General features: G+C 58.4%; 23 protein-coding genes and 1 pseudogene. 11 read left to right on the forward strand and 13 right to left on the reverse strand.

All coding sequences use genetic code 11. The features are described 5' to 3' along the window. Positions 1-94 precede the first annotated feature (94 nt). From lnt to miaB, 5 genes are all read right to left on the reverse strand, one after another. Complete coding sequence (gene lnt, locus GHO25_RS21820) at positions 95-1,618, reverse strand: apolipoprotein N-acyltransferase (RefSeq protein ID WP_153392356.1); 1,524 nt, start codon at positions 1,616-1,618, stop codon at positions 95-97. A gap of 21 nt (positions 1,619-1,639) precedes the next feature. Continuing rightward, positions 1,640-2,479, reverse strand: a complete 840-nt coding sequence (locus GHO25_RS21825; protein ID WP_048367621.1) for an HlyC/CorC family transporter — start codon at positions 2,477-2,479, stop codon at positions 1,640-1,642. Between the two features lie 39 nt (positions 2,480-2,518). After that, the gene (ybeY, locus tag GHO25_RS21830; RefSeq protein WP_153392358.1) at positions 2,519-2,980 is read right to left on the reverse strand and encodes an rRNA maturation RNase YbeY; all 462 of its coding nucleotides are present in this window, start codon (positions 2,978-2,980) and stop codon (positions 2,519-2,521) included. Then, on the reverse strand, positions 2,973-3,995 hold the full coding sequence (locus tag GHO25_RS21835; protein WP_153392360.1) for a PhoH family protein: 1,023 nt from the start codon (positions 3,993-3,995) through the stop codon (positions 2,973-2,975). The genes ybeY and GHO25_RS21835 overlap by 8 nt, the downstream gene beginning before the upstream one ends. A 172-nt stretch (positions 3,996-4,167) precedes the next feature. Next, positions 4,168-5,496, reverse strand: a complete 1,329-nt coding sequence (miaB, locus tag GHO25_RS21840) for a tRNA (N6-isopentenyl adenosine(37)-C2)-methylthiotransferase MiaB (RefSeq protein ID WP_153392362.1) — start codon at positions 5,494-5,496, stop codon at positions 4,168-4,170. Between the two features lie 132 nt (positions 5,497-5,628). On the opposite strand from miaB, the gene GHO25_RS21845 reads away from it, so the two are divergent. Then, on the forward strand, positions 5,629-5,955 hold the full coding sequence (locus GHO25_RS21845) for a DUF1820 family protein (protein ID WP_048367613.1): 327 nt from the start codon (positions 5,629-5,631) through the stop codon (positions 5,953-5,955). Between the two features lie 15 nt (positions 5,956-5,970). On the opposite strand, the gene GHO25_RS21850 is transcribed toward GHO25_RS21845, so the two are convergent. The 4 genes from GHO25_RS21850 to GHO25_RS21865 form a co-directional block, all read right to left on the reverse strand. Then, positions 5,971-6,519, reverse strand: coding sequence for a tetratricopeptide repeat protein (locus tag GHO25_RS21850; protein WP_153392364.1), 549 nt, complete (start codon positions 6,517-6,519; stop codon positions 5,971-5,973). Positions 6,520-6,837: 318 nt separating this feature from the next. Beyond that, entirely contained in the window at positions 6,838-8,121 is a 1,284-nt protein-coding gene (gene hemL / locus GHO25_RS21855) for a glutamate-1-semialdehyde 2,1-aminomutase (RefSeq protein ID WP_153392367.1), read from the reverse strand. Between the two features lie 31 nt (positions 8,122-8,152). Beyond that, positions 8,153-8,779: a thiamine phosphate synthase gene (gene thiE, locus GHO25_RS21860; protein ID WP_153330313.1), complete on the reverse strand. Its 627-nt coding sequence runs from the start codon at positions 8,777-8,779 to the stop codon at positions 8,153-8,155. Positions 8,780-8,796: 17 nt separating this feature from the next. Then, complete coding sequence (locus GHO25_RS21865) at positions 8,797-9,594, reverse strand: hydroxymethylpyrimidine/phosphomethylpyrimidine kinase (protein WP_026014362.1); 798 nt, start codon at positions 9,592-9,594, stop codon at positions 8,797-8,799. Positions 9,595-9,784: 190 nt separating this feature from the next. Here GHO25_RS21865 and GHO25_RS21870 point away from each other — a divergent pair, with 190 nt between their 5' ends. From GHO25_RS21870 to GHO25_RS21885, 4 genes are all read left to right on the forward strand, one after another. After that, positions 9,785-12,160, forward strand: a complete 2,376-nt coding sequence (locus tag GHO25_RS21870; RefSeq protein ID WP_153392369.1) for a hybrid sensor histidine kinase/response regulator — start codon at positions 9,785-9,787, stop codon at positions 12,158-12,160. Positions 12,161-12,233: 73 nt separating this feature from the next. Continuing rightward, entirely contained in the window at positions 12,234-13,883 is a 1,650-nt protein-coding gene (locus GHO25_RS21875) for an acyl-CoA dehydrogenase family protein (protein WP_153392371.1), read from the forward strand. A gap of 196 nt (positions 13,884-14,079) precedes the next feature. Further along, positions 14,080-15,552: an AMP nucleosidase gene (gene amn / locus GHO25_RS21880; protein WP_153330310.1), complete on the forward strand. Its 1,473-nt coding sequence runs from the start codon at positions 14,080-14,082 to the stop codon at positions 15,550-15,552. A gap of 143 nt (positions 15,553-15,695) precedes the next feature. Next, positions 15,696-16,262, forward strand: a complete 567-nt coding sequence (locus GHO25_RS21885) for a pseudouridine synthase (RefSeq protein ID WP_162207676.1) — start codon at positions 15,696-15,698, stop codon at positions 16,260-16,262. On the opposite strand, the gene GHO25_RS21890 is transcribed toward GHO25_RS21885, so the two are convergent. Together GHO25_RS21890 and GHO25_RS21895 are read right to left on the reverse strand one after the other, a co-directional pair. Beyond that, positions 16,257-16,466: a DUF2788 domain-containing protein gene (locus tag GHO25_RS21890; RefSeq protein WP_048367598.1), complete on the reverse strand. Its 210-nt coding sequence runs from the start codon at positions 16,464-16,466 to the stop codon at positions 16,257-16,259. The genes GHO25_RS21885 and GHO25_RS21890 overlap by 6 nt on opposite strands. A gap of 154 nt (positions 16,467-16,620) precedes the next feature. Next, entirely contained in the window at positions 16,621-17,100 is a 480-nt protein-coding gene (locus GHO25_RS21895; protein WP_048367596.1) for an Lrp/AsnC family transcriptional regulator, read from the reverse strand. A gap of 888 nt (positions 17,101-17,988) precedes the next feature. Here GHO25_RS21895 and GHO25_RS21900 point away from each other — a divergent pair. The 5 genes and pseudogenes from GHO25_RS21900 (at position 17,989) to GHO25_RS21915 (ending at position 22,429) form a co-directional block, all read left to right on the forward strand. Next, the gene (locus GHO25_RS21900) at positions 17,989-20,121 is read left to right on the forward strand and encodes an S-type pyocin domain-containing protein (RefSeq protein WP_241486379.1); all 2,133 of its coding nucleotides are present in this window, start codon (positions 17,989-17,991) and stop codon (positions 20,119-20,121) included. A 4-nt stretch (positions 20,122-20,125) separates the two neighbouring features. Beyond that, positions 20,126-20,377: a bacteriocin immunity protein gene (locus GHO25_RS21905; RefSeq protein WP_048367593.1), complete on the forward strand. Its 252-nt coding sequence runs from the start codon at positions 20,126-20,128 to the stop codon at positions 20,375-20,377. A gap of 112 nt (positions 20,378-20,489) precedes the next feature. Next, positions 20,490-20,861 (forward strand): annotated as a pseudogene (locus GHO25_RS26970) (hypothetical protein). Beyond that, positions 20,851-21,108, forward strand: coding sequence for a bacteriocin immunity protein (locus GHO25_RS21910; protein ID WP_048367591.1), 258 nt, complete (start codon positions 20,851-20,853; stop codon positions 21,106-21,108). The pseudogene GHO25_RS26970 and the gene GHO25_RS21910 overlap by 11 nt, the downstream one beginning before the upstream one ends. A 256-nt stretch (positions 21,109-21,364) precedes the next feature. After that, positions 21,365-22,429, forward strand: a complete 1,065-nt coding sequence (locus GHO25_RS21915) for a DUF6515 family protein (RefSeq protein ID WP_153392376.1) — start codon at positions 21,365-21,367, stop codon at positions 22,427-22,429. A gap of 44 nt (positions 22,430-22,473) precedes the next feature. Here GHO25_RS21915 and GHO25_RS21920 read toward each other — a convergent pair whose 3' ends face one another. Further along, positions 22,474-23,370 carry a cation diffusion facilitator family transporter gene (locus GHO25_RS21920; RefSeq protein WP_048390577.1) on the reverse strand — a complete coding sequence of 299 codons (897 nt, stop codon included), beginning with the start codon at positions 23,368-23,370 and terminating at the stop codon, positions 22,474-22,476. Positions 23,371-23,383: 13 nt separating this feature from the next. Continuing rightward, complete coding sequence (locus GHO25_RS21925) at positions 23,384-23,803, reverse strand: polyribonucleotide nucleotidyltransferase (protein ID WP_123752047.1); 420 nt, start codon at positions 23,801-23,803, stop codon at positions 23,384-23,386. A gap of 89 nt (positions 23,804-23,892) precedes the next feature. Here GHO25_RS21925 and GHO25_RS21930 point away from each other — a divergent pair. Continuing rightward, on the forward strand, positions 23,893-24,777 hold an 885-nt coding region (locus GHO25_RS21930; RefSeq protein WP_153392378.1), incomplete at its 3' end, for a DEAD/DEAH box helicase.

The raw sequence follows: 24,777 nt of genomic DNA on the forward strand, positions 1-24,777 counted from the left end.
CGCTGTCGTTGGCTTCTAATAGAATGCCACCGTGGCGCACAGACGCCTCGGCTTGGGCGAGTCCATGTAATTACAGGGGGGGTGGCCTTCGGGTTTACACCGTTTTGGCGATGCGGCTGGTGATCAGCGCCCAGCCAATCAGCAACGCACACAGGATTGCCAGCGGCCACGAGCGCCATTGAAGGTAAGGCGTCAGGTTGTGCATGGGCACCACGTCGCCGTACAGGATCCCTTGCTCGAACTGCGGGATCTGCGTGGTGATCTGCCCAAACGGGTTGATCAGCGCGGTGACGCCGTTGTTGGTCGCGCGGATCATCCAGCGGCCCGCTTCAAGGGCGCGCATCTGGGCCATCTGCAAATGTTGCAGGGGGCCGATCGAGGTGCCGAACCAGGTGTCGTTGCTGATGGTCAGCAAAATATCGCTTTGCGCGGCCAGCCCAGCGACAAAGTCCGGGTACACCACCTCGTAGCAAATCAGCGGGGCAATCTGGTAACCCTTGGCTTGCAACATGGGTTGGTCGGCAGGCCCGCGGGCAAAGTCTGACATCGGCAGGTCAAAAAACGCGATCAGGCCGCGCAGTACGTCCTGCAACGGGACGTACTCACCAAACGGTACGAGTTTTTGTTTCAGGTACACGCCATCGCCTTCACCCACGGCCGTGATGCCGTTGAAGAAGCGCGATTCGTGGCGCACTTCTTCACGGATCGGCACGCCGGTAATCAGCGCGGAATTTCGCTCGGCGGCGAACCGGCTCATCATCGTCAAATAGCCTTCGGCGTTCTCTTTGAGCACCGGAATGGCGGTTTCTGGCCACACAATCAAGTCGACGCGCTTGGAGCTGAAGGTCATGTCGCGGTACAGCGCCAACTGCGCATTAAGCTCGGCCGGGTCCCATTTCATGCTTTGTGCGACGTTGCCCTGCATCGCTGCCACGCTCAGTGGGTTACCCGACGGACTGGTCCAGGCGTGATGCTTGAGCGCAATGCCGATGCACCAAGGACCGACCAGCAACACCACGGCAGCGCCGATAAAGGCTTTGCGCCTGGCTTTGATCAGGCGGGGCAGGTTGCACAGCAACGCTGCGGTCAGCGCCAGGGTGAACGAAATCAGCCACATGCCGCCCAGCGGCGCAAGCCCGGCCAAGGGGCCGTCGAGCTGGCTGTAACCCGAGTAAAGCCAAGGGAAACCTGTGAGGAACCAGCCGCGAAAAGCCTCTTGGGCCGTCCACAGCGCAGCAAAGGCCAGGGTGTCGGCCAGCGGCGCTTCATTGCGGCGGATCCAGCGCGCCCACAGCCAGGCGGGCAGGGCAAAGAACCAGGCAATGGCGGCGGTGAACAGCAGCATCAGGAAGCCGGCCAGTAGCACCGACGCCCCGCCGAAATGGTGAATGCTGTAGTAGATCCAGCTGGTGCCCGCGCCAAACAGGCCAAAGCCGAAGCACCAGCCACGGCCCAGCGCCTGCTTGGGCGACAGGTCGCGCAAGCCCAGATAGAACAGGGCCAGGGCAACCAGTGCCAGCGGCCAGATATCGAAAGGTGCCAACGCCAGGGTTGTCAGTGCGCCGGCCACCACAGCCAGCAAGTTACCGGGCCAGCCGGGGGCGGTTATCCAGCGCATTTCAATCCTTAGCGTCAGGGTTTAGCGGGCAATAGGCGTTAAGCGAATCAGGTGAATCCGGCGGCTGTCGGCATTGAGGATGCGGAAGCGGTATGGGCCGATTTCAGTGATTTCGTTGCGTTTTGGCAAGTGCCCGAACGCACTCATGACCAAGCCGCCAACGGTGTCGAACTCATCGTCGGAGAAGTCGCTGTCAAAGAACTCGTTGAAGTTCTCGATAGGCGTCAGGGCCTTGATCAGGAAGTCACCGCTGGGCAGCGGCTTGATGTAGCTGTCTTCTTCGACATCGTGTTCGTCTTCGATGTCGCCGACGATCTGTTCCAGAACGTCTTCAATCGTCACCAGGCCGGCCACGCCGCCGTATTCGTCAATGACGATGGCCATGTGGTTGTGGTTGGCACGGAACTCACGCAACAACACGTTCAGGCGCTTGGACTCAGGGACAAACGTCGCTGGACGGAGCAGATCCTTGATGTTGAATTTGTCGCCGTTCTCTTGAAGGATCAGCGGCAGCAGGTCTTTGGCCAGCAGGACGCCGAGAACGTCATCGTGGCTTTCGCCGATCACGGGGTAGCGCGAGTGCGCTGCGTCGATGATCGCCGGGAGGAATTCGCGGGGTGTCTGGGTCGCCTTGATGCTGATCATCTGCGAACGCGGGACCATGATGTCCCGTACTTGCAGGTCAGCCACCTGGATGGCGCCTTCAACGATGGCCAGCGCTTCGCTGTCCAACAGTTTGTTCTGATGTGCTTCGCGCAGCAGCTCCAGCAGCTCCTGGCGGTTTTTCGGCTCATGGGCAAAGGCCTGGGTCAGCTTACCCAACCATGACTTTTGCCCGTTGCTCGATCGGTCTTCGCTCATAGCGATTTACTCGTATCCCTTGGTCGTTTCAGTGGTTTGTTAATCAGTTTCGTCGTCTGCATACGGATCCGGATGACCCAGTTCTGCAAGCAACGTTCGTTCCAGCGCTTCCATCTCTTCGGCTTCTTCGTCTTCTATATGGTCGTAACCCAGAAGATGCAAGCAGCCGTGAATCACCAAGTGAGCCCAGTGAACGTCAAGTGCCTTGCCTTGTTCGGCGGCTTCACGCTCAACCACGGCCACACAGATGACCAGGTCACCCAGAAGCGGGATATCAAGGAATTCGTCCGGCACTTCTGCCGGAAAAGACAGCACGTTGGTCGCGTAGTCTTTATGTCGCCAAGTGTGATTAAGCTCACGGCCTTCGGCTTCGTCCACCAGACGAATGGTCATTTCCGAGTCGGCGGTGCGCTGGCGCAGCGCCAGTTCGCACCATTGGCGGAACTGGGCTTCGCTGGGCGCAGCGGCTTCGGTGGCCAGTTGCAGGTCAAGCTCAAGCATCGTTGCGGTAATCCTTGGCGGCAGGCAGGGCGGCCAGCTTGTCAGCGGCTTCCTGTTCGTAGCGCCCGTAGGCCTCAACGATGCGTTGTACCAGCGGGTGGCGAACAACGTCTTTGGACAAAAAGTGCGTAAAGCTGATGCCCGGCACGTCCTTGAGCACGTCAATCACGTGGGTCAGCCCCGACTTGGTGCCTTTTGGCAGGTCGATCTGGGTGATGTCACCGGTAATCACGGCCGTGGAGCCGAAGCCGATACGGGTCAGGAACATCTTCATCTGCTCGACGGTGGTGTTCTGGCTTTCGTCGAGAATGATGAAGCTGTTGTTCAGCGTGCGACCGCGCATGTAGGCCAGCGGTGCCACTTCAATGATTTGCCGCTCGATCAGCTTGGCCACGTATTCAAAGCCGAGCATCTCGTACAGCGCGTCATACAGCGGGCGCAGGTACGGGTCGATTTTTTGCGACAGGTCGCCCGGCAGGAAGCCGAGTTTTTCACCCGCTTCAACCGCCGGGCGCACCAGCAGGATGCGGCGGATCTGCTCGCGCTCCAGGGCGTCAACTGCGCAGGCCACGGCCAGGTAGGTCTTACCCGTACCGGCTGGGCCAATGCCGAAGTTGATGTCGTTGCCGAGGATTTCTTTGACGTAGCGCTGCTGGTTGGTGCCGCGCGGGCGGATCATGCCCTTTTTGGTGCGCAGCGACACGCTGGCCTCGGCCACAGGCGTATTGGCCAGGTCATCGGTGGCAGCAGACTCTTGCAGGAACAGGTGCACCAGGTCCGGCGAAAGCTCAGTGGCTTGGGTTTCGCGGTACAGACGGCGCAGCAGGTGTTCTGCAGAAACGGTCAGTTTGGGGTCGCCGATCATTTCGAACTGGTTACCGCGATTGCGGATTTCGATGCCCAGACGTTGTTCGATCAAGCGCAAATGCTCGTCGAATTGTCCGCACAGATTGGCGAAGCGGCGAGCCTCAAAAGGCTCGAGGAGAAAACGATGTGGTTCGATGGGTGCGTTCAAGGTCGTTTTTAGCCGCCCTAAGGCAATTGAGGTGAGATGAAGGATAACGCTAGCAGGTCACGCGCGAAAGGGCCGTGATAAATGATTAACCTTCTGCAGGGGCGAGCTCGTCTCGCGATCTTTTAGACGATCAAAAGATCGCGAGACGAGCTCGCTCCTACAGAAGCCTGCGTTAGTTCAGCAGCGAACCCCGCAGGGAGTGCGGCTGGGCGGCATCGATGTGCACGTCGGCGAATTGTCCGATCAACTGCGGGTTGTCGCAGCGGAAGTTAACAATGCGGTTGTTTTCGGTGCGCCCCTGCAGTTCGCCAGGGTCTTTTTTCGAGTAATCGGTCACCAGAATCCGCTGAGTGGAACCGACCATTTGCCGGCTGATCTCAAAACCTTGCTGGTTCAGGCGGTGTTGCAGCGCGTTGAGGCGCTCTTTTTTGCGCTCTTCTGGCGTGTCGTCAACCAGGTCGGCCGCAGGCGTGCCCGGGCGCTGGCTGTATACAAAGGAGTACGAGAAGTCGAAACCGACCTCCTCGATCAGCTTCATGGTTTGCTCGAAGTCTTTCTCGGTTTCACCGGGGAAGCCGACGATAAAGTCAGAGCTGATGCAAATGCCCGGCACCGCCGCGCGCAGTTTGCGCAACTTGGACTTGTACTCCAGCGCCGTGTGGTTGCGCTTCATCGCTGACAGAATGCGGTCCGAGCCTGATTGCACCGGCAAGTGCAGGTGTTTTACCAGCTCCGGCACGTCGGCGTGGGCCTGGATCAGGCTGTCCGAGAACTCCAGCGGGTGCGAGGTGGTGTAGCGAATGCGCTCGATCCCGTCGATGGCCGCCACTACGCGAATCAGTTCAGCGAGGTCCGCCAGGCGACCGTCCTCGGTCAGGCCGCGATAGCCGTTGACGTTCTGGCCCAGCAAGGTCACTTCACGCACGCCGTTTTCGGCCAGGTGGATCACTTCGCTGAGCACGTCATCGAACGGGCGGCTGACTTCTTCGCCGCGGGTGTAAGGCACCACGCAGAACGTGCAGTACTTGCTGCAACCTTCCATGACCGACACATAGGCACTTGGGCCGTCGATGCGGGGTTCTGGCAGGTGGTCGAATTTCTCGATCTCGGGGAACGACACGTCAACCTGCGGCAACTTGGTGATGCGCGCAGCGTCGATCATCTCGGGCAGGCGGTGCAGGGTTTGCGGGCCGAAGACTACGTCTACGTAAGGGGCGCGGTCGCGAATGGCGGCGCCTTCCTGGCTGGCAACGCAGCCGCCGACGGCAATGACCATCTCGGGGTTGGCCAGTTTCAGCTCGCGCCAGCGGCCCAACTGAGAGTACACGCGGTCTTGGGCGCGTTCACGGATCGAACAGGTATTCAGCAGGATGACATCAGCGTCTTCGGCGCGCGCTGTGACTTCCAGGGCCTGATGTTCACCCAGCAGATCGACCATGCGTGAGCTGTCGTACTCATTCATCTGGCAACCGTGGGTTTCGATGTAAAGCTTCTTGGCCATGGGTGTTCATCAAGTGGTTCAAAGAACCGCGCATTATAGGGGGCATGGTCGCGGGTTCCTAGCGTTGCGCGTCTGACGGCTATGCTATAGTTCGCGCCCTCTTTTATATCCTCAGATGTCTACCCGCCCACCATGACCAAACGTGAAGCTCCAATCTACAAGGTGATTTTCCTCAATCAGGGCCAGGTGTTCGAAATGTACGCCAAGCAGATCTATCAAAGTGATCTGTGGGGCTTTCTGGAAGTTGAGGAATTTGTCTTCGGGGAGCGCACGCAAATCGTCGTTGATCCGAGCGAAGAAAAGCTCAAGGCTCAATTTGAAGGCGTGGTACGCAGCTTTGTGCCGATGCACTCGATTGTGCGAATCGATGAAGTTGAACGTCTGGGAACGCCGAAAATCAGCGAAGCCAATGGCATGAGCAACGTGATGCCGTTTCCGTTTCCGATGCCGGACAAGTAGTTCGGCACCTTTACCTTAAGGCAGCGGTGAGAACGGCGAGCGACCGTCGGCCGATTGCAGCTCAAGCAGGTACTTGCGGAAGATCTGCCCCAGGATCTGGGTGGCAGTTTCGAGTTGTTCGCGGGGCATTTGCTCGGCGACCAGGTCGGCGGTGTCGAGCGCGTCTTCGGCGCCGTTGACCGCAGCCATTTTCAGCACGATGTACGCCTGAATGTTATTGGCCGGTACGCCCTCACCCTTGAAAAACATGGTGCCCAGCTGAAACTGCGCCATGGCGTGACCTTGCAGCGACGCTTGTTCGAAGTAGCTCAGGGCCTGATTGAGGTCTTGCGGGGTGTTTTTACCGTCGTAATAGAACTCACCCAGCTCGTATTGAGCTTCTGCATCCCCGGTTTTTGCCGCCTCAACGCAGGCTGCCAGAGCTTCTTTGAGGTCTTCTGGCTGCGTATTGAGGGTGCAACGACCCATCGCTGGAATCAACAGCGAGTTGCCACCTGCCTGAGCAAGCAACGGTTGAAGGAGCAACAGGCAGCCCAGTGCAAGGGCGCGGCCGGTGCGGTTCATGGGAATCGACGTACCTCTGAAAGGCGGGCATACCCGACCAAGGGATGAGTAGGCGCGCATTATGAAATAAGCGGAGGCCACCTTACAAAGTCTTTACTCGTTTTTCTGCTGCGTGACCGCCATATCGATTGATTTAAGACGATTTTGGACAGGTGGCATAAATGATTAGCCCCTCACGCGCATAAAAAGAACATAAACCCCTCTTTAACCACTGTAGGAGCTGCCGAGGCACGAAGGCTGCGATCTTTTAACAATCAAAAGATCGCAGCCTTCGGCAGCTCCTACGAGAGGCGGATCCCGCGGTGTTTGGGCAAAGGGTTATTTCAACGCAGCAAAAGCGCGCTCGGCAGCATCCAGAGTCAGTTTCAGTTCGGCGTCGCCGTGGGCAATCGAAGTGAAGCCGGCTTCAAACGCACTTGGCGCCAGGTACACGCCGCCGTCCAGCATCAGGTGGAAGAACCGCTTGAAGCGGTCGGCATCGCTGGCCATGACGTCGTCGAAGGTCACGATGTCATCGGCTTCGCTGAAGTACAGGCCAAACATGGCACCCGCCTGGGTGGTCACAAAAGGAATGCCGGCAGCGTCTGCGCGTTCTTGCAGGCCTGCAAGCAGGCGCGTGGTGTAGTCGGTCAGCTCGTCATGGAAGCCCGGACGGCTGATCAGGCGCAGGGTGGTCAGGCCAGCTGCCATCGCCAACGGGTTACCGGACAGCGTGCCCGCCTGATACACCGGGCCCAGCGGGGCGATGTGCTGCATGATCTCGCGCTTGCCGCCAAAGCAGCCTACCGGCATGCCGCCACCAATGATTTTGCCGAAGGTGCTCAGGTCGGGTGTGACGCCGTAGTGGGCCTGGGCGCCGCCCAGGGCTACACGGAAACCGGTCATCACTTCGTCAAAAATCAGCACGATGCCGTGCTGGTCGCACAGGCTGCGCAGGCCTTGCAGGAAGCCCGGAGCGGGCGGCACGCAGTTCATGTTGCCCGCCACCGGCTCAACAATGATGCATGCCACGGTGTCGCCTACTTCTGCCAGCAACTGCTCAACGGCGTCGATGTTGTTGAAGGTGGTGGTCAGGGTGTGTTTGGCGAAGTCGGCCGGGACGCCGCCCGAGCTTGGAACGCCTTGGGTCAGCGCGCCGGAGCCGGCTTTTACCAGCAGGCTGTCGGAGTGGCCGTGGTAGCAGCCTTCAAACTTGAGGATGTTGTCACGCCCGGTAAAGCCGCGCGCCAGACGGATGGCGCTCATGGTGGCTTCTGTGCCGGAACTCACCATGCGGACCATTTCCATGGACGGCACAATCGAGCACACCAGGTCGGCCATCTCGGTTTCCATGGCGGTCGGGGCGCCGTAGGACAAGCCGTGTTGCAGTTGCGCACGCACCGCGTCCAGCACGTCCGGGTGACTGTGGCCCAAAATCATCGGGCCCCACGAACCCACGTAGTCGACATAACGCTTGTCGTCTTCGTCAGTCACGTAGGCACCTTCGGCGTGTTTGAAGAACAAAGGCGTGCCGCCCACGCTCTTGAAGGCACGAACAGGCGAGTTCACGCCGCCGGGGATGTGTTTTTGGGCGTTGGCAAACAGCGTTTCGGAACGAGACATGGTGGGCTCTCTCTGAATCAGAATTCGGTATTTAAATAGACAGCAAGGCGTTGAACGCGCGGGCGCGTCGGGTCACTTCCTGCGTGCTGTCGGCGCCAAACAGGCCGTGCACCACGGCCAGCAAATCAGCCCCGCGCTCGACCAGCGGGGCGGCGTTGTCCAGGGTAATGCCGCCAATCACACAGATCGGCACGTTTATAAGCCTGGCGCGCGCCTGATTGATCACCTCGGGGGCCGCCGGGGCAGCGCCGGGCTTGGTGCTGGAGGTGAAAAAGCGCCCAAAGGCCACATAGGTGGCGCCTTCCTTCACTGCCTGCTCGGCCAGATCGATCTGGTCGTGGCACGTTGAGCCAATAATGGCCTTCGGGCCGAGCAGTGCCCGTGCAGGTGTCAGCGGGCCGTCGGTCTGGCCCAGGTGAACACCCACGCCCAGGCGCGCGGCCAGTTCGGCGTCATCGTTGATCAGCAAGTGCGCCTTATAACGATCGCACAGGTGCTTCAACGCCTCGGCCTCGCGCAAGCGGCGGGCCTCATCGGTGCTTTTGTCGCGGTACTGCAACAGTGTCAGGCCGCCATCCAGCGCCGCCTCGACATACTCAAGGCATTTGCCGGCCAGCAGTTGGCTATCGGTGATTGCGTAAAGACCACGCAGCTTCATGGGTCGAGCCTCATTCGTTACGAACAGAAGTCCAGCGGTAAGCGCCGGGGCACAAATTGGCCCTGGCCCAGTTGCTCGGCATCACGCAGGGTGCGCCACGTGTAGTTGAGCGCCGTCTCGACCGCGCTGACCAGGTTTTCGCCAATGGCCAAACGCCCGGCCAGAGTGCTGGCCAAGGTGCAGCCCGAGCCGTGATAGCTGCCCGGCAGACGATAGCAGGTGAAGGTGTGACGGCTGCCGTCGCGGCTGTACAGGCGGTTATGGACTTCGTGTTCATCGCCGTGTCCGCCGGTGATGAGCAGGTGTTTGCAGAAAGGCAGGAGTTTTTCGGCGCATTCATCGGCGCTGCCCTCAGGCAGTTCGGCCAGAATGCGGGCTTCAGGCAGGTTGGGCGTGGCGATCACGGCCAAGGGCAGCAAGCGCTCGCGCATGGCGTAGCCCACTTCGTCTTTACCCAGTCGACCGCCGCCGCCCGCGCGCAGTACCGGGTCGCAGACCATCGGCAGATGCGGATGGGCTTGAAGCAGCTCGACCACGGTGTCGACCATTTCCAGTGAGCCGAGCATGCCCAGCTTGACGGCCGCAACCGTGGAGTCGCTGAGCACGGCGTTGGCTTGCGCCAGCACCCACTCTCGATCCAGCACGCGGAAGTCGCTGACATTCACGGTGTTCTGCACAGTCAAGGCGGTGACCACGGGGGCCGCGTGACAACCTTGAGCCAGCAGGGCTTCGATATCTGCCTGCAAGCCGGCACCCCCACTGGGGTCATGGCCGGAGAGACAGAGGACAACGGGGCGAGAGCTGTAGATATTCATGGTGCGCGAGCTTACCACCAAACGCTTTTTTGCGGCTGTTTGGTCCGCTGATTTGTATGATGGCCATGCGGCTCCATCGGGATGGCTATGCTAAAGTGAGCCCCACATTACTAACAGGTAAGACGGTCGACGCGGTCTCAAACGGAACAGGAGATTCTGCACGTAACCGGGCGGACCACGCTGGGGCTGTATGCGCTATTTGCTGATTATGATGCTGGGCTGGCTACCGATGCTGGCCGGCGCAGTCGAGTTCGACGAAACCACCCAGAGCCTGCCCTTGGGTCGAGTGATGCAGGTCTTCGAAGATGTGGGAGGCCAGGCGACGTTGAGCGATGTGATCGCCAACCCGGGTCTGTTCAAGCTCCACACCAAAGACACGCTGAATGCAGGGTACTCGCGCTCGGCCTTCTGGCTAAAAATTGATCTGCGCTACTTGCCCAAAGACCCAGCAGCACACCGCACCTGGTTGATGGAGCTGGCGTATCCGCCGCTGGACAACATCGACCTGTACCTGGCCGATGCAGCAGGCAACTACTACCTGGCTGAGCGCACCGGCGATGCCTTGCCCTTCGGCAGCCGGCAGATCAAAGAAAACAACTACCTCTTCGAACTCCATTTCAGCCCTGGGCAAAGCCAGACTGTCTACCTGCGTCTGGCCAGCGAAGGCTCGATTCAAGCACCGCTCACCTTGTGGTCTGCGCAGGCCTTCCTCGAAGAACAGCCCCAGCGCATTTATGTGCTGGGCCTGATTTACGGGGTTCTGCTGGGGATGCTGGTGTACAACCTGTTCATCTACATCAGCGTGCGTGACACCAGCTACCTGTATTACATCGTCTACATGGCCTCGTTTGGCCTGTACCAGCTCGCGGTCAACGGCGCGGCGGTGCAGTACTTCTGGCCCAACAACCCGTGGTGGGCCAACGCGTCGGTGCCGTTTTTGATCGGCTCGGCTGCGCTCTTTGGCTGCCAGTTTGCGCGCTCCTTTTTGCAGATCGGCTCGCAAAGCCGCTGGCTGGACCGTGCGCTGATCCTGCTGATGGGCATGGGTGCGCTGGTCATGCTGCTGTCGCTGGTCACCAGTTATGCCGTGGCTCTGCGGCTGGCCACGGCGCTGGCGCTGGCGTTTATCGTGGTCATCTTTGTTGCGGGCGTGGTGGCCTGGGCCCGTGGTTTGCGGGTGGCGCGCTACTTTGTAATTGCCTGGTCGGCTTTTTTGCTCGGTGGTCTGGTCAACACGCTGATGGTTCTGGGCTACCTGCCGAACGTCTTCCTGACCATGTACGCCAGCCAGATCGGCTCGGCGGTCGAAGGCTGCCTGCTGTCGCTGGCGCTGGCCGACCGGATCAACGCCATGCGTGACCTGCATGCGCGCACCTTGCAAGAAACCGGGCAAAAACTGGCGGCCATGAACCAGCAACTGGCCCGCACCAACCAGCTTAAAGACGAGTTCCTGTCCACGGTCACCCACGAACTGCGCACGCCCATGAACGGGGTTATCGGTTCGTTGGAGTTGATCAAAACCCTGGACATGGGCTCTGAACTCGAACTCTACACCCAGACCGCCGAAGGCTCGGCGCGGCAGATGATGGGCATGGTCAATGGCATTTTGTCCCTGACCGAGTTGCAGGCCGGTCGTCTCACGGCCGAGTTGCAGCCCTTTAGCCTTGGCGAACTGCTCAAAGGCCTGAGTGCTGAATTTGCCCCGCAGGCGCGTAGCAAAGGGCTGTCTTTTTCGTATGACATTGCCCACGGTTTGCCTGATTACTGGGTCGGGGATGAAGCGAAAATTCGCCAGTGCCTCGAATGCTTGCTGGATAACGCCATCAAGTTCACCTGCGAGGGTGGGGTTATTTTGCGCGTGACCGGCAACACCATCGACGAGGCGTGCTGGTCGATGGCGTTCAATGTGATCGACAGCGGTATCGGCTTTGTTCATCAGGAACGGGCCGAGCTGTACCAGCACTTCTTCCAGGTCGATGGTTCCATGACTCGCAACTACGGCGGCCTGGGGATTGGTTTGGCTATCTGCCGGCGTTTGGTAGAGCTGATGGGCGGCCAGTTGACTCACCATTCGCTGCCGCGTCAGGGCTCGCAGTTCCAGGTTTCGCTGGAGTTTGAGGCATTGGCCCCGGCGGAGCAGAGCCCAGCCCTGAACCTGAAAAAAAGCCCGATGGAGTGCGCCGTGTTGCTGGTTGAAGACCACGATGTCGGTGCTCCGGACCTGTACGGCATGCTGCTCGCATTGGGCTATCGGGTGCATTGCGCCGACAGCGGTCAGGCCGCCATCGACCTGCTGCGCCGCGAGCGCGTCGATGCAGTGTTGCTCGGTTGCCCGCTGGCGCGGATTACCGCCACGTCAAAAGACGCTCAACTGCTGACCCTGGCGGTGTGTTTGCAACTGCCGGTGCTGGCGGTGTTTGAGTCTGCCGCCGAGGCTCAAGCGGCGCGTGGGCAGGTCGATGCGATCACCGATGCCTTGATCAAACCGCTGGGTATTGATGACGTGCAGCAAGCCCTTGCGCAGCGCCTGTTGGTGGTCGGTGAGGGCAAAAGCGCCGGGTCTTAGGCGTATATGCCACTTGTGATGGTGGCTGTGCGTGCTTCACTGGGTCATTGGATTGATCCGAGGAGCCCGCACCATGAACCTGCATCAATACGCCGAAACCCACCAGGTGACCAATCAGCCGCCGTCGTTGGACGGCGTCAATCTGTACCGTATCGACCTGCCGTTGCAGCACTGGAGCCAGCACTTCGGTGCGTGTTGGGCGCAAGAGCGGATTGACCAATACGGTGTGCTGGCCGGTGGGCCGTTGATGGCAGCGGGCTTTTTGGCCAATGAACACAAACCGGTATTCGTCAGCCATGACCGCTTTGGTCATCGGATTGATCTGGTGGAGTTTCACCCCGCGTACCACGAACTGATGCGTACCGCGATTGAGCACGGCTTGCCGTCCTTGCCCTGGACCGACCCGCAGCCCGGCGCTCATGTGGCCCGGGCCTCCATGACCTACCTGCACAGCCAGGCCGAAGCCGGCAGCGGCTGCCCGCTGACCATGACCTTCGCCAGCGTTCCGGCTTTGCGCCTGCAACCGGACATTGCCCACGTATGGCTGCCCAAAGTGCTGGCCACTGAATACGACCCGCGTAACGTCGACATCAGCCAAAAAGCCGGGGTCACCCTGGGCATGGCAATGACCGAAAAACAAGGCGGCACCGATGTGCGCGCCAACACCACCCGCGCCTACCCGGTGGGCGCTGCCGGGCCGGGGCAGGCGTATGAGCTGCTCGGGCACAAATGGTTTTGCTCGGCGCCCATGTGCGATGGTTTTTTGACCTTGGCGCAAACCGACAAAGGCCTGAGCTGTTTTCTGCTGCCGCGCCACCGCCCCGATGGCAGCCGCAATGAGTTCTACATCCAGCGCCTGAAAAACAAACTGGGCAACAGTTCAAATGCCTCCAGCGAAGTCGAGTTTCGTGGGGCGCTGGCGTGGATGATCGGCGAAGAAGGGCGCGGCGTGCCTACGATCATCGAAATGGTCGCCATGACCCGCTTCGATTGCATGGTGGGCTCCAGCGCGCTGATGAGGCAGGCGCTGACCCAGGCCAGCCATCACTGTGCGCACCGCTTGGTGGGCGGCCGGGTGTTGGCTGAACAACCCTTGATGCAAAACGTGCTGGCAGATCTGGCGCTGGAAAGCGAAGCCGCGCTGGCCTTGAGCCTGCGCATGGGCCGTGCGCTGGACCATCTGGATGACTCCCACGAGGCACGTTTCTCCCGGTTGGTGACGGCAGTGGGCAAGTACTGGATCTGCAAGCGCGCCCCGGCCATGATCAACGAAGCAGCGGAATGCATGGGCGGCGCGGGGTATGTTGAAGACAGCATCCTGCCGCGCCTGTACCGCGAGGCGCCGGTCAACTCAACGTGGGAAGGCTCCGGCAATGTGCAATGCCTCGACGTTTTGCGCGCCTTGTCCAAAGAACCGGGCGTGCTGGACGCGTTGTTTGCCGAACTGGGTGACGGCCATGGCGATGCACGTTTGGCGCAGCACATTGTGCGGTTGCAGCAGGCCTTTAAAGACACCGATGACATTCAATACCGAGCCCGCCAATTGACCGAAGACATCGCCTTGGGCCTACAGGCCAAACTGCTTTTGGAAGCCGGTAACAGCGACGTCAGCGACGCCTTTATTGCCAGTCGGCTACACGGCAGCGGTCGCGCCTACGGCAACCTGCCACGCGGCCTGAACGTCTCCGCCATCGTCGAACGCTCAACCCCGCACATCCTTTAACCCTCACCCACCCATGCACTGTGGGAGCGGGCTTGCTCGCGATAAAGACAACTCGGTCTGTCTGTGGCACCGAGTCAATCCAATCGCGAGCAAGCCCGCTCCCACCGATCGTACGGCTACAGGGTTTTGTGGTGTGCCCGGTATGCTTTAACGATTGATACAGGCAAGATAAAGGCCTGCCAGTTCAGAAGACAGGATGCTTATCGTGACCGAAGCTTTTATTGTCGTTTCAACCGCTGCCGAGGCTGTCGACCGCCTTGCGGCCCTGCATGAACGCGCAACCACGGCGTTAAGCCAGGCACTCAAGCGCTACCTGAAAGACCGGATCGAACCGACCCCGGAAGAACGTGCCCTGTTTCGTTACCCGGAACTGCGTCTGACCTACCGCATCCATGGCGAAGTCCCGACCACCACCCGTGCTTATGCCAAGGTGCAACTGCCTGGCACTTACAGCGTCACCGTCACCCATCCCGCCGCGTTCCGTCACTACCTGCTGGAGCAGTTGGTGCCGTTGATGCGTGATTTCACCGTGGTGGTCGAAGTCGGTGTCAGCCAGCAAGACATTCCGTACCCGTACGTGGTTGAGCAGGGCGACGAACTCGCGGGCTCCGGCGTTACGGCCGCCGCGCTGGCGCGGGTCTTCCCGAGTACCGACCTGTCGGCCGCCACCGATGGCATCGCCGATGGCCTGTACGACTGGGAAAACACCGATCCGCTGCCTCTGGCGCTGTTCGATGCGGCTCGTGTCGACTTCTCGCTGCGCCGCCTGGTGCACTACACCGGCAGTGACTGGCGCCATGTGCAGCCGTGGATCCTGCTGACTAACTACCACCGCTACGTGGACCAGTTCATCCTCCATGGCCTTGAGCAACTGCGGGATGACCCGCGCTTTGTGCGCATGGTCATGCCCGGTAACGTGATCATCGAAAAGTCCATGGACTACGGCGAAGCACAGGCAATTGCCGCTGGTGTGGTCTGGCACCGCTATCAAATGCCGGCGTATCACTTGCAGGCCAGCGATGGCCACGGCATCACTTTGGTGAACATCGGTGTTGGCCCTTCCAACGCGAAAAACATCACCGACCATCTGGCAGTGCTGCGCCCGCATTGCTGGTTGATGATCGGCCACTGCGGCGGGCTGCGCCAATCGCAGACCATCGGCGACTACGTGCTGGCTCACGCCTATATGCGCCGCGACGGGATTCTGGACCGCGTCGTACCGCCCAACATCCCGATCCCGGCACTGGCCGAAGTGCAACTGGCGTTACAGGAAGCAGCCGCTCAGGTCACTGGCGAGCGCGGCGATGAGCTGAAAAAACGCCTGCGTACCGGCACCGTGTTGACCTACGACGACCGTAACTGGGAATTGCGCTGGGCGCAGGAGCGTCCGCTGATCAACCTGTCCCGTGCGGTCGCGGTGGACATGGAAAGCGGCACCATCGCGGCCCAAGGCTACCGTTTGCGGGTACCGTACGGCACGTTGCTGTGCGTCTCGGACAAACCCCTGCACAGCGAAATCAAACTGCCGGGCTCGGCCAACGCGTTCTATGAACGGGCCGTGAGCCAGCATCTCAAGATCGGCATTGCCGCAGTCGACCTCATGCGTAGCCAGCTCAACTCACTGCACTCGCGCAAACTGCGCAGCTTCGACGAACCGCCATTCCGTTGATTCAAGTGGTCATTTAGCGATCAGGGCACTAGCATGACCAGCCCTGATCGCTAGATGTTCTTTTTGTCATGTCCCGTCCTGCTCGTCCCGCCCCACGCCGTCCGGCATCTAAAAGCACCAGCCCCACTGCTGCCAATCGCCGTGTGGCCAAGGCACCGCCAGCTGAGCCCAAACTGTTTCTGTTCAACAAGCCGTTCGACGTCCTGACCCAGTTCAGCGACGAAGGCGGGCGGGCGACCCTCAAAGACTTTATCCCGATTCCGGGGATTTACCCGGCCGGGCGCCTGGACCGTGACAGCGAAGGCTTGCTGCTGCTGACCAATGACGGCCAGCTACAGGCCAAGATCGCCGATCCCAAGCACAAACTGCCAAAAACCTATTGGGTGCAGGTGGAGGGCGAGCCGACAGCAGAGCAGTTGCAGCAACTGCGTGACGGTGTGCAATTGAATGACGGCAAAACCCTGCCCGCCGAAGCGCGAGCGCTGGAAGAACCTGAACTGTGGCCGCGTAACCCGCCGGTGCGGTTTCGCAAAAGCGTCCCGACGTCGTGGCTGGAGCTGGTGATTCGCGAGGGGCGTAACCGCCAGGTGCGGCGCATGACGGCGGCGGTGGGGTTGCCGACGCTGCGTCTGGTGCGGGTGCGCATCGGCGACTGGACGATTGAGGGGCTGGAGCAAGGCCACTACAAAGAAGTGCCGGCGCGGTTATAACGCGCCCGACTCGATCAGGCCGATCACCACGCTTTTGATCACAAACGCGGCGACCCCAAGCCCGAGCACAAAAAACAGAATCATCGAACCAAAGCGCCCGGCCTTGGACTTTTTCGCCAGATCCCAGACGATAAAGCCCATAAACAGGATCAGCACGCTGACCAGTATCGTCATCATCCATTCTTCAAATACGGCAGGATCCATTGGGGTCTCCAATCGGTCGCGTGTTGGGGCACTCGCAAACCTGTAGCCGCTGCCGCAGGCTGCGATAAGGGCCGAAGGACCTTCGTTTGGGCGGGCTGAGCCGGGGTTGCTACGCAACCCATCGCAGCCTTCGGCAGCGACTACAGGGTGTTAATCACGTACGCAAATGCGTCAACGGCAACTCAGTGCTGTTGAGCACCTGGTTCAGCACAAAACTGGAACGTACGCTGGTCACGCCATCAATCCGGGTCAAGTGGCCCAGCAGCAGCTTTTGATAATGGTCCATGTCCGGCACGACCACCTTCAACTGGTAATCGGCGTCTATGCCCGTCACCAGGCTGCACTCCAGCACTTGCGGCAGCGTACGAATCGCCGCTTCAAAGTTCTCAAAACGCTCAGGGGTATGGCGGTCCATGCCGATCAGCACGTAGGCCGTGAGGCTCAACCCCAGCAGCTTGCGGTCCAGCAACGCGACCTGACGCGAGATATAGCCGTCGTCTTCCAGTTGCTTGACCCGACGTGAGCAAGGCGAAGGCGACAGCCCGATACGTTCGGCCAATTCCTGGTTAGAGATGCGCGCATCACGCTGTAATTCCGCCAAAATGCTTAGGTCGTACCGGTCCAGTTTGCTCACGTAGACACCCTTTGTAATAACTATTGCGGCAAAGTATCCATCTGAAGGCAAAAATTGCGCAAGTGCTATTTTATTCAGCAATCTTCGCAATCCTCTGCCGGCGCCCCAGGCCTATTCTTATTACCAGAATCACTGCCCGGACATAGAGTCCACTGCGGCCGCCGAATCAGGCCTGCCGCGGCCGCCAACCCAACAGGGTTGCCCCGGCCCCCGGGCTACGCACTGTCCAGAAGACGGGGCGAGGTGAGCCAACACCACAAGTGTTGAGCCAGGACGGAAAAATTCAAAGGGCGACCGACGGGTCGCCCTTTTTTATTGCGCGCGCGCCCAACTTGGCGTGCATAACACTTTAACGCTCGTAGCGCTTGGAGACCCAAGGCCTTCTGCGCAATTGAACTGAGCATATAAGAATGTAAAGTCATTAATTAGAAGAGCTCTAAAGCTTTATTTATTAGAAGGTTATTGAGTGGTGTTTAAGTTGTTGCAGTTGCATAGGACTATTCGTTCACTGTTTTCGGAAGTGTCTTTCTCTTTTTAAGTATAAAACCTTTAACGTCATGGTTCATTTCTGAAAATGCGTTAGATACGTATAAGTTATCTAAATTAGTACTACTATTTTACGAGTGTCTTGGGAGGTTCCTTAAACAGTTAGAATGACAGCAGGGGATTTATATGGAGGATGAAATAACTAAGTATTTAGGCGCACATAGGGTGCTAGGCCCTAGCTCCTACGCGATAGGACCCGTATCAATCAGGGTGAGTAATCAGCCTCAAGTTCTAATCGGAGGTGGCCAAATAGCTTGGGGGCTAAATGATGGCCCGCACAGAGGGTTAGGTGGCGAGAGCAGCATTCGTAATGTAGCCACACCGCACGTCATGACTGAGTTCATGAATGAGCAAATCCACAGCCTAAAAGCGATTGATCACGAATACAGTGCACGACTCAACCTTTTATTAGCAGATACCCAACGAGAATGGGAGGCAGCAAAACAGGCGGCTAAAGAGAATCAAGTTTTGACGCCTGCTGAGGCTCTTGTACGTGAACAAAAGGCCACATTAGACCTGATCGCTTCAAAAATATCTCGTTACGCCACTATTGCGCCTGCTATCTATGGGCTCTATAGCTTGAGCCCTTATTTTTTGATGGAAGTGCTACCGCGTCAGAAAATGAGCGAGCTTCTGAATTCGGGAAACACCACCCCCGAAAGTTTGATGGACTTATACGCACTGTTTGACACGGTCTATAAGTCGGCCATGGAGCTTAAAGTGCTGTCGCTTTCAACAGCGGACCTTGCAGGGAAACTTGCAGAGCAGGCGCAAAAAATAGAGCAGGCTCAAACTGCTGAGACCAAACTCGCACCGTCTCAGCAATTAGAAATCATTACTCAGGAACGAGATATCCACGCCCAGCAATTGCCGGAAAACCTCTATTCCGAGTTTATTGCGGCAGCGGGCGTGATGGACGGCATGTCGCCCGCTCAAGCCTTGGGTCATTACCGGTCGACATTGGAACATATGGCCGCGTCTAAATTGGCTGCGGTTAACCCTGCTTACGCGCCCCCTTCTTTTAGTAGTGGCGGCGTTACATTCCACTTCCCGGTGGAGAACCCGAACATAAAAGCCCCCTTAAGCAAACCTGAACTGGAAGCGCTCCACGAGCTGGTTTACTTACAAGGCCACACGGAGATAGGGACTAAATGGCAGAGCTACCACGATGCGTTGCTCAAGGTTGAGTCTGCCAGGCACCTTACTGCCACCGCGAAAGCACTTGGCGCTCTGGCCGAGCGAGCGAATCAGGTTGAGCAGGCCTTGGAAACGCAACGGCTTGCTGCTGAAGCTGCCGAACAGGCCCGCCTCGCAGCCGAGGCAGAGGCCAAGCGTGTAGCAGACGAACAAGCGCGTGCTAAAGAGGCTATCCGCGTAGCCAATACGTTTAAAGCTCCCGGCCCTGCATCAGCGTCAAGTTCGCTGTTTCTAACCCCCGCAGGCACCGCTGCGGTTATTGATGCGGCGGCAGTGACTTTGCAAGCGGCTATTCGCTCTTCAATTGCAGCGATAACTGGCTTGGCGGCGGGTACGGTGTCGGGGTTTTTTGTCGGTGTGTCTGCTCTGGTCTACTCGTCCAAGCTGGCCAATGGCGAATTGCCTGAACGTTATGCTTTCAGTACGCCGCTATCGGATCTGATTTCGCACGATGGGCAGAACTTATGGACTATTGCCGCCTCGGGTGGCTCTGTTGACTTGCCCGTACGCATCAGCTCCAAAACAGCAGCTGACGGGCAGTCTGAAGTTTTCGTCGCCAAGGCCGACGGGAGGGTCGTACCGTCGAACGTAAAGGTAGTAGCTGCTACTTTTAACGCTGAGCAGAATGTTTACAGCGTAACCACTGAGGACGTGCCGCCCCGAACGTTGACATGGACACCCATCGTCAACCCAGGCAATAGCTCGACCACCTTACCTGCTGAACCCACTGCGCCACCGGTCTACACGGGTGTAACGGTAACGCCTGTTGAAGGAAGAATTGACACTTTCCCGGGGCTTGCTGAAGCCGGGTTTGACGACTTCATTACCGTGTTTCCGGCGGATTCTGGTTTACCTGCGCTGTATGTCATGTTCAAGGACCGTCGTGAGGATCCGGGGGTTGCAACAGGAGCAGGTCAGGCGGTCACGGGGATCTGGTTAGGCGCAGCATCGCAAGGCGAAGGGGCCCCGATTCCATCGCAGATTGCCGACCAGCTTCGTGGTCGGGAGTTTAGGAACTTCAGGGCGTTTCGAGAGGCGTTTTGGAAGGCGGTGGCTAATGATGCTGAACTAGTAAAGCAATTAAAAAGGCAAAATTTATCAGCAGTTGTTAATGGAAAAGCTCCATACGTAAAGACCTCTGATCGAGCGGGAGCTGCTATCAAGTTTGAACTCCATCACAAGGTTTATGTTTCGAAGGGTGGGGCTGTTTATGATGTTGATAATATTGCTGTAGTCACGCCAAGGCGCCATAAAGAAATACACAGGGTAGAGGAGTAAGATCATGAAAAAAATTAATGATTACACGGAAGAAGAATTTTTAGATTTTGTGATGTCTCTATGTGATAGCAGCAAACGTACTGAGGAAGAAGATATTAAAATGGTTCTTGAGTTTGAGCGATTAACGGAGCATCCTGATGGGTCGGATTTGATTTTTTATCCAAAAGACGATCGCGCTGATACGCCAGAGGGGATTGTGAAAGAAGTTAAGGAGTGGCGAGCAGCTAATGGCAAGCCAGGTTTTAAGGTTGTGTAATTAAATCATGCTCAGTCACCGCTAATGGTGACTGAGATTTTAATTTAGCTTGTATTGTGGCCAACGGAGAATTGTTTGTCTCTATCTTATTTGATGCTTGTGAGCAGGGCCGATAGTAACGGGGATCTGGTTAGGCGCAGCATCGCAAGGCGAAGGGGCCCCGATCCTATTGCAGATTGCCGACCAGCTTCGTGGTCGGGAGTTCAGGAACTTCGGGGCGTTTAGAGAGGCGTTTTGGACGGCGGTGGCTAATGATGCTGAGCTGTCTAGGAATTTTATTGATAATAATTTTTCTGAGATGAAAAACGGTCGCGCTCCTTTTGTTCGAAAGAGAGATTGAGTTGGTGGGCAGGTTAAGTTTGAGATTCGTCACGTTACATATATTTCTAATGATGGGCTAAAATTCGATTTTGACAATATGCTGATTATTTCGCCTAGGCGTCATGCGCAAATACATATGGATGGAGAGTTAAATGGGAGTTAAAAGGCTAGAGGATTATACAGAGACGGATTTTTTATTGTTTCTTAAGAGTGTCTGTGATGCTGGCTATCAGAGCGAGGAGGAGCAAATTGCTGCGGTTTTAGAATTTGAGCGAGTGACTGAGCATCCCGATGGATCCGACTTGATTTACTATGCTGATTCTAATGAAGATGCAACACCTGAGGCCGTTATGAAAAAAGTTAAGGAATGGCGAGCAGCCAATGGCAAGCCTGGTTTTAAAACTGTGTAATTAAACCCTGTCCAGCCACAGTTAGCGGTGGCTAAAGTCTGCATTTCGTTGAAGAGGTTCTTTATTGCTGAGGCCCGGAAGCATTCTTGAAGAAGACGGAGAGTTGCTTTACATGTGATTGACACTGAGGCCCGTTCTGCCTGGCAGGTGCTAGCCGTCCCAAAAATAAAGTACGCAACCCCTAGCCTTGAGCAGAACCGCTTTACGGTTTTCCAGTCTTATGATTACGCGTCCCCTAACCCGAGTGAGGAACATCATGAAATCGCGCATCTGGCGTTTGGCCACGGTTGGCTTGCTCTGTGTGAGTGTCACCGGCCAAGTACTGGCTGATGAGCGAGGGGATGGAAACTCTCAAGAAGCACGGCCTAACGGTGGTCAGCATTGGCAAGAAGGTAATCAGCCGCGCGGTGAGCAGCGCCAGGGCCGACCGGAGGGTTGGCAGGGCAATGCGCAGCGCCCAGAGAACCGGCCACAGCAAGGCAATCAGCCACGCCCTGAAAATCGCCCGCCGCAGGCTAATCAGCCTCGCCCGGAGTTTCATCCACAGCCCGGCAATCCTGGCCCTCAACAGCATTTTGAGGTGCGCCCCGGGCAGCAGCATCCTGGGCCGCCTGTGAGTAACCTGCCGATTCAGCCGCGCCCAAATGCTGTGCAGCAGACCCAGATGCCCAACCGTGGCGGTAACCAGAACTGGCAAGCCGGTGGTCAAAACTTCAGGCCCGGTGGCAATAATGTTCACCCCAATGATGTGCGCTGGGCCGGTCGCCCGGACGGGCATGGCAATGGCTGGGGCCCAGGCCCGCAATACCGTCCCGGTTATGCCATTGACCGGTTCCCGGGCCAATATCGCCAAGTGCCGTATCGCGGGCAGAACTTCTTCTTTTCAGGGGGCTACTGGTACCGCCCTGAAGGTCCGCGCTACATCGTGGTGCAGCCGCCCTACGGGATTCGCGTCAGCATCATCCCCAGTTATGCGCGTGAGGTGTGGGTAGGCAGTTCGCTGTTCTTCCTCGCGGCCGGATCTTATTACGCGTACCAGCCGGCAACCCAGGACTACATCGTGGTCGAACCACCGGCGACGATTGTGCAGCCAGCGCCGCAACCGGTGAGTAACGGTTATGACGTGGTGGCGTATCCGGCCAATGGCCAGACCCCGGCGCAAATTGATCAGGACCGTTACGACTGCTACCGCTGGGCGGTTGACCAGAGCCATTTCGATCCGGCCCACATTGCCTACGCCCCCGCGCCGGCCGTGGTGCAGACCTACCGGCAGGCTGAGGGCAATTGCTTGAATAGTCGTGGGTATCAGGTGACGTATTAAAACTGCCGGGTTGCTCAGCAACCCTTCGCAGCCTTTGGCAGCGACTACGGCGCTGCCTTGGGTTTGACGACCTCCTGCGGGTCCGCATGCACCAGCACTTCGGCCCGTGGGTAGGCGTTTTCGATGGCTGCCGCCACTTGGTCACTCAAGGTGTGAGCGTCCAGCAAGCTGAGTTGGCCCGGCAGTTCAAGGTGCAGTTGCACAAACCAGATGTTGCCCGAGATCCGGGTGCGTAAATCGTGTGCGCCCAAAACACCCGGCACAGCGCAGGCCAAAGCCAGCATGTTTTCGCTGACGTCGGTGGGTAACTCTTCGTCCATCAGTACCGAAAAACTCTCGCGTGCAATCTGGAAGGCGCTCCAGAGGATGTACACCGCAATCCCCAGACCAAACCAAGCATCCAGCTGCGAGAAGCCCACGGCGGCGAAGACCAGCGCAACCAGAATGCTGCCGTTGAGCATCAGGTCCGAACGGTAATGCAGCGAATCTGCGCGCACCGCGTTGGAGCCTGTGGCCTTGATCACGCGGTGTTGCAGGATCAACAGGCCCACGGTCATCACCAGCGAGAACACAATTACGGCAATGCTGATCCACGGCGCGTTGACCGGCTCTGGGTGTTTCAATCGGTCGAACGCCTGAAAGGCAATCAGCACCGCACTTACGCCAATAAATAGCGCTTGCGCCATGCCCGCCAAAGATTCCGCCTTGCCGTGCCCATAGCGGTGATCGTCATCGGCCGGGCGCAGCGCGTAATGCACCGCCAGCAGGTTGAGGAACGAGGTCACGCCATCGAGCAATGAGTCTGTCAGCCCGGCGAGCATGCTGACCGAACCACTGAGCCACCAGGCGATGGCTTTGGTGATGATCAAAATACTGGCCACCGCCACCGAGGCGCGGGTGGCCAGGCGTAACAGGCGAGCGTGTTCCGGGCTGCTGGTCATTGGCCTTCCTTTATCAGGCTGCGGGGATCAAGCCATACATCGCTAATTGCTGGGTGCTGCCCTTGTGCTGGATCAGGCGTGGATCGTTCAGCGGGAAGCTGCGGCCCAGCTCGCTTTCCAGAATGGCCTGCAGTTTGCTGTTATCCACTTTGCCGTCAGCACCAATGGCTTGCTGAAGTTTTTCCGGGGCGATTTGCGCGGTCTTGCCCGGCGGCAAATAAATAGCGCCGGTGGCGAAGTCGACGCCAAACGCAATCAGGCCCGGAATCACGTAAAACAACAGCCCGATGCCATCGAGCACCACCACCACGGGGTCGATCTTGCCATCAATCTGGCCACGACGATCGGGAAAGAAAATACTGCCGCAGGCAGTCAGTTGAGTGAGCAGCGTCGCAACCACGACACCGCCAATGACGCGGGAAAATGTACGCATAGGAAAACCTCTAACACGCTGAAGAATTAAGACCACGCTTAATGCATAACCGTTCGCCGTTATACTCGCCGCTCTGTTCTGGAGCCACCATGATTTCTTTGCCGATTGATGAAGTTTTACCTGCACTGCGTCAAGCCTTGCGTGAGCGCCACGAAGCGGTGCTCGAAGCACCGCCCGGCGCCGGTAAAACCACCCGTGTGCCGCTGGCCCTGTTGAATGAGCCATGGCTGGCCGGTCAGCGCATCGTGATGCTGGAGCCGCGACGCCTGGCAGCGCGGGCTGCCGCCGAGCGATTGGCCAGCGAATTGGGTGAGAAAGTCGGCGAAACCGTGGGTTATCGCATCCGTCTGGACAGCAAAGTCGGCCCCACCACGCGCATTGAAGTGGTCACCGAAGGCATTTTGACCCGCCGCCTGCAAGAAGACCCGGCGCTAGAAGGCGTCGGGCTGCTGATTTTTGATGAATTCCATGAGCGTAGTCTGGATGCCGATCTGGCGTTGGCCTTGAGCCTCAATGGCCGTGAGCTGTTTCGCGATGAGCAGCCGCTGAAAATTCTGCTGATGTCGGCCACCCTCGAAGGCGAGCGGTTGGCCAGCCTGCTAGACGATGCCCCGGTGTTGCGCAGCGAAGGGCGCATGTACCCGGTGGCGATGCGCTGGGGACGGCCTTTTGTGCCGGGCGAGTTTATCGAGCCGCGAGTGGTGCAGACCGTGCTGGACGCTATCCATGACGAGACCGGCAGCGTGCTGGTGTTTTTGCCCGGCCAGGCCGAGATCCGTCGCGTCACTCAACAATTGGCCGATGCGTTGGGCCAACGCAGCGACATCGCGTTGTGCCCTTTGCATGGCGAACTGGATCTGGCCGCGCAGCGCGCCGCCATCGAACCGGCGCCCAGCGGCACACGCAAAGTGGTGCTGGCCACCAACATCGCGGAAACCAGCCTGACCATCGACGGCGTGCGGGTGGTGATCGAC

The organism is Pseudomonas sp. FSL R10-1350 (genome assembly GCF_009600525.1).
Taxonomy (GTDB): domain Bacteria; phylum Pseudomonadota; class Gammaproteobacteria; order Pseudomonadales; family Pseudomonadaceae; genus Aquipseudomonas; species Aquipseudomonas helleri.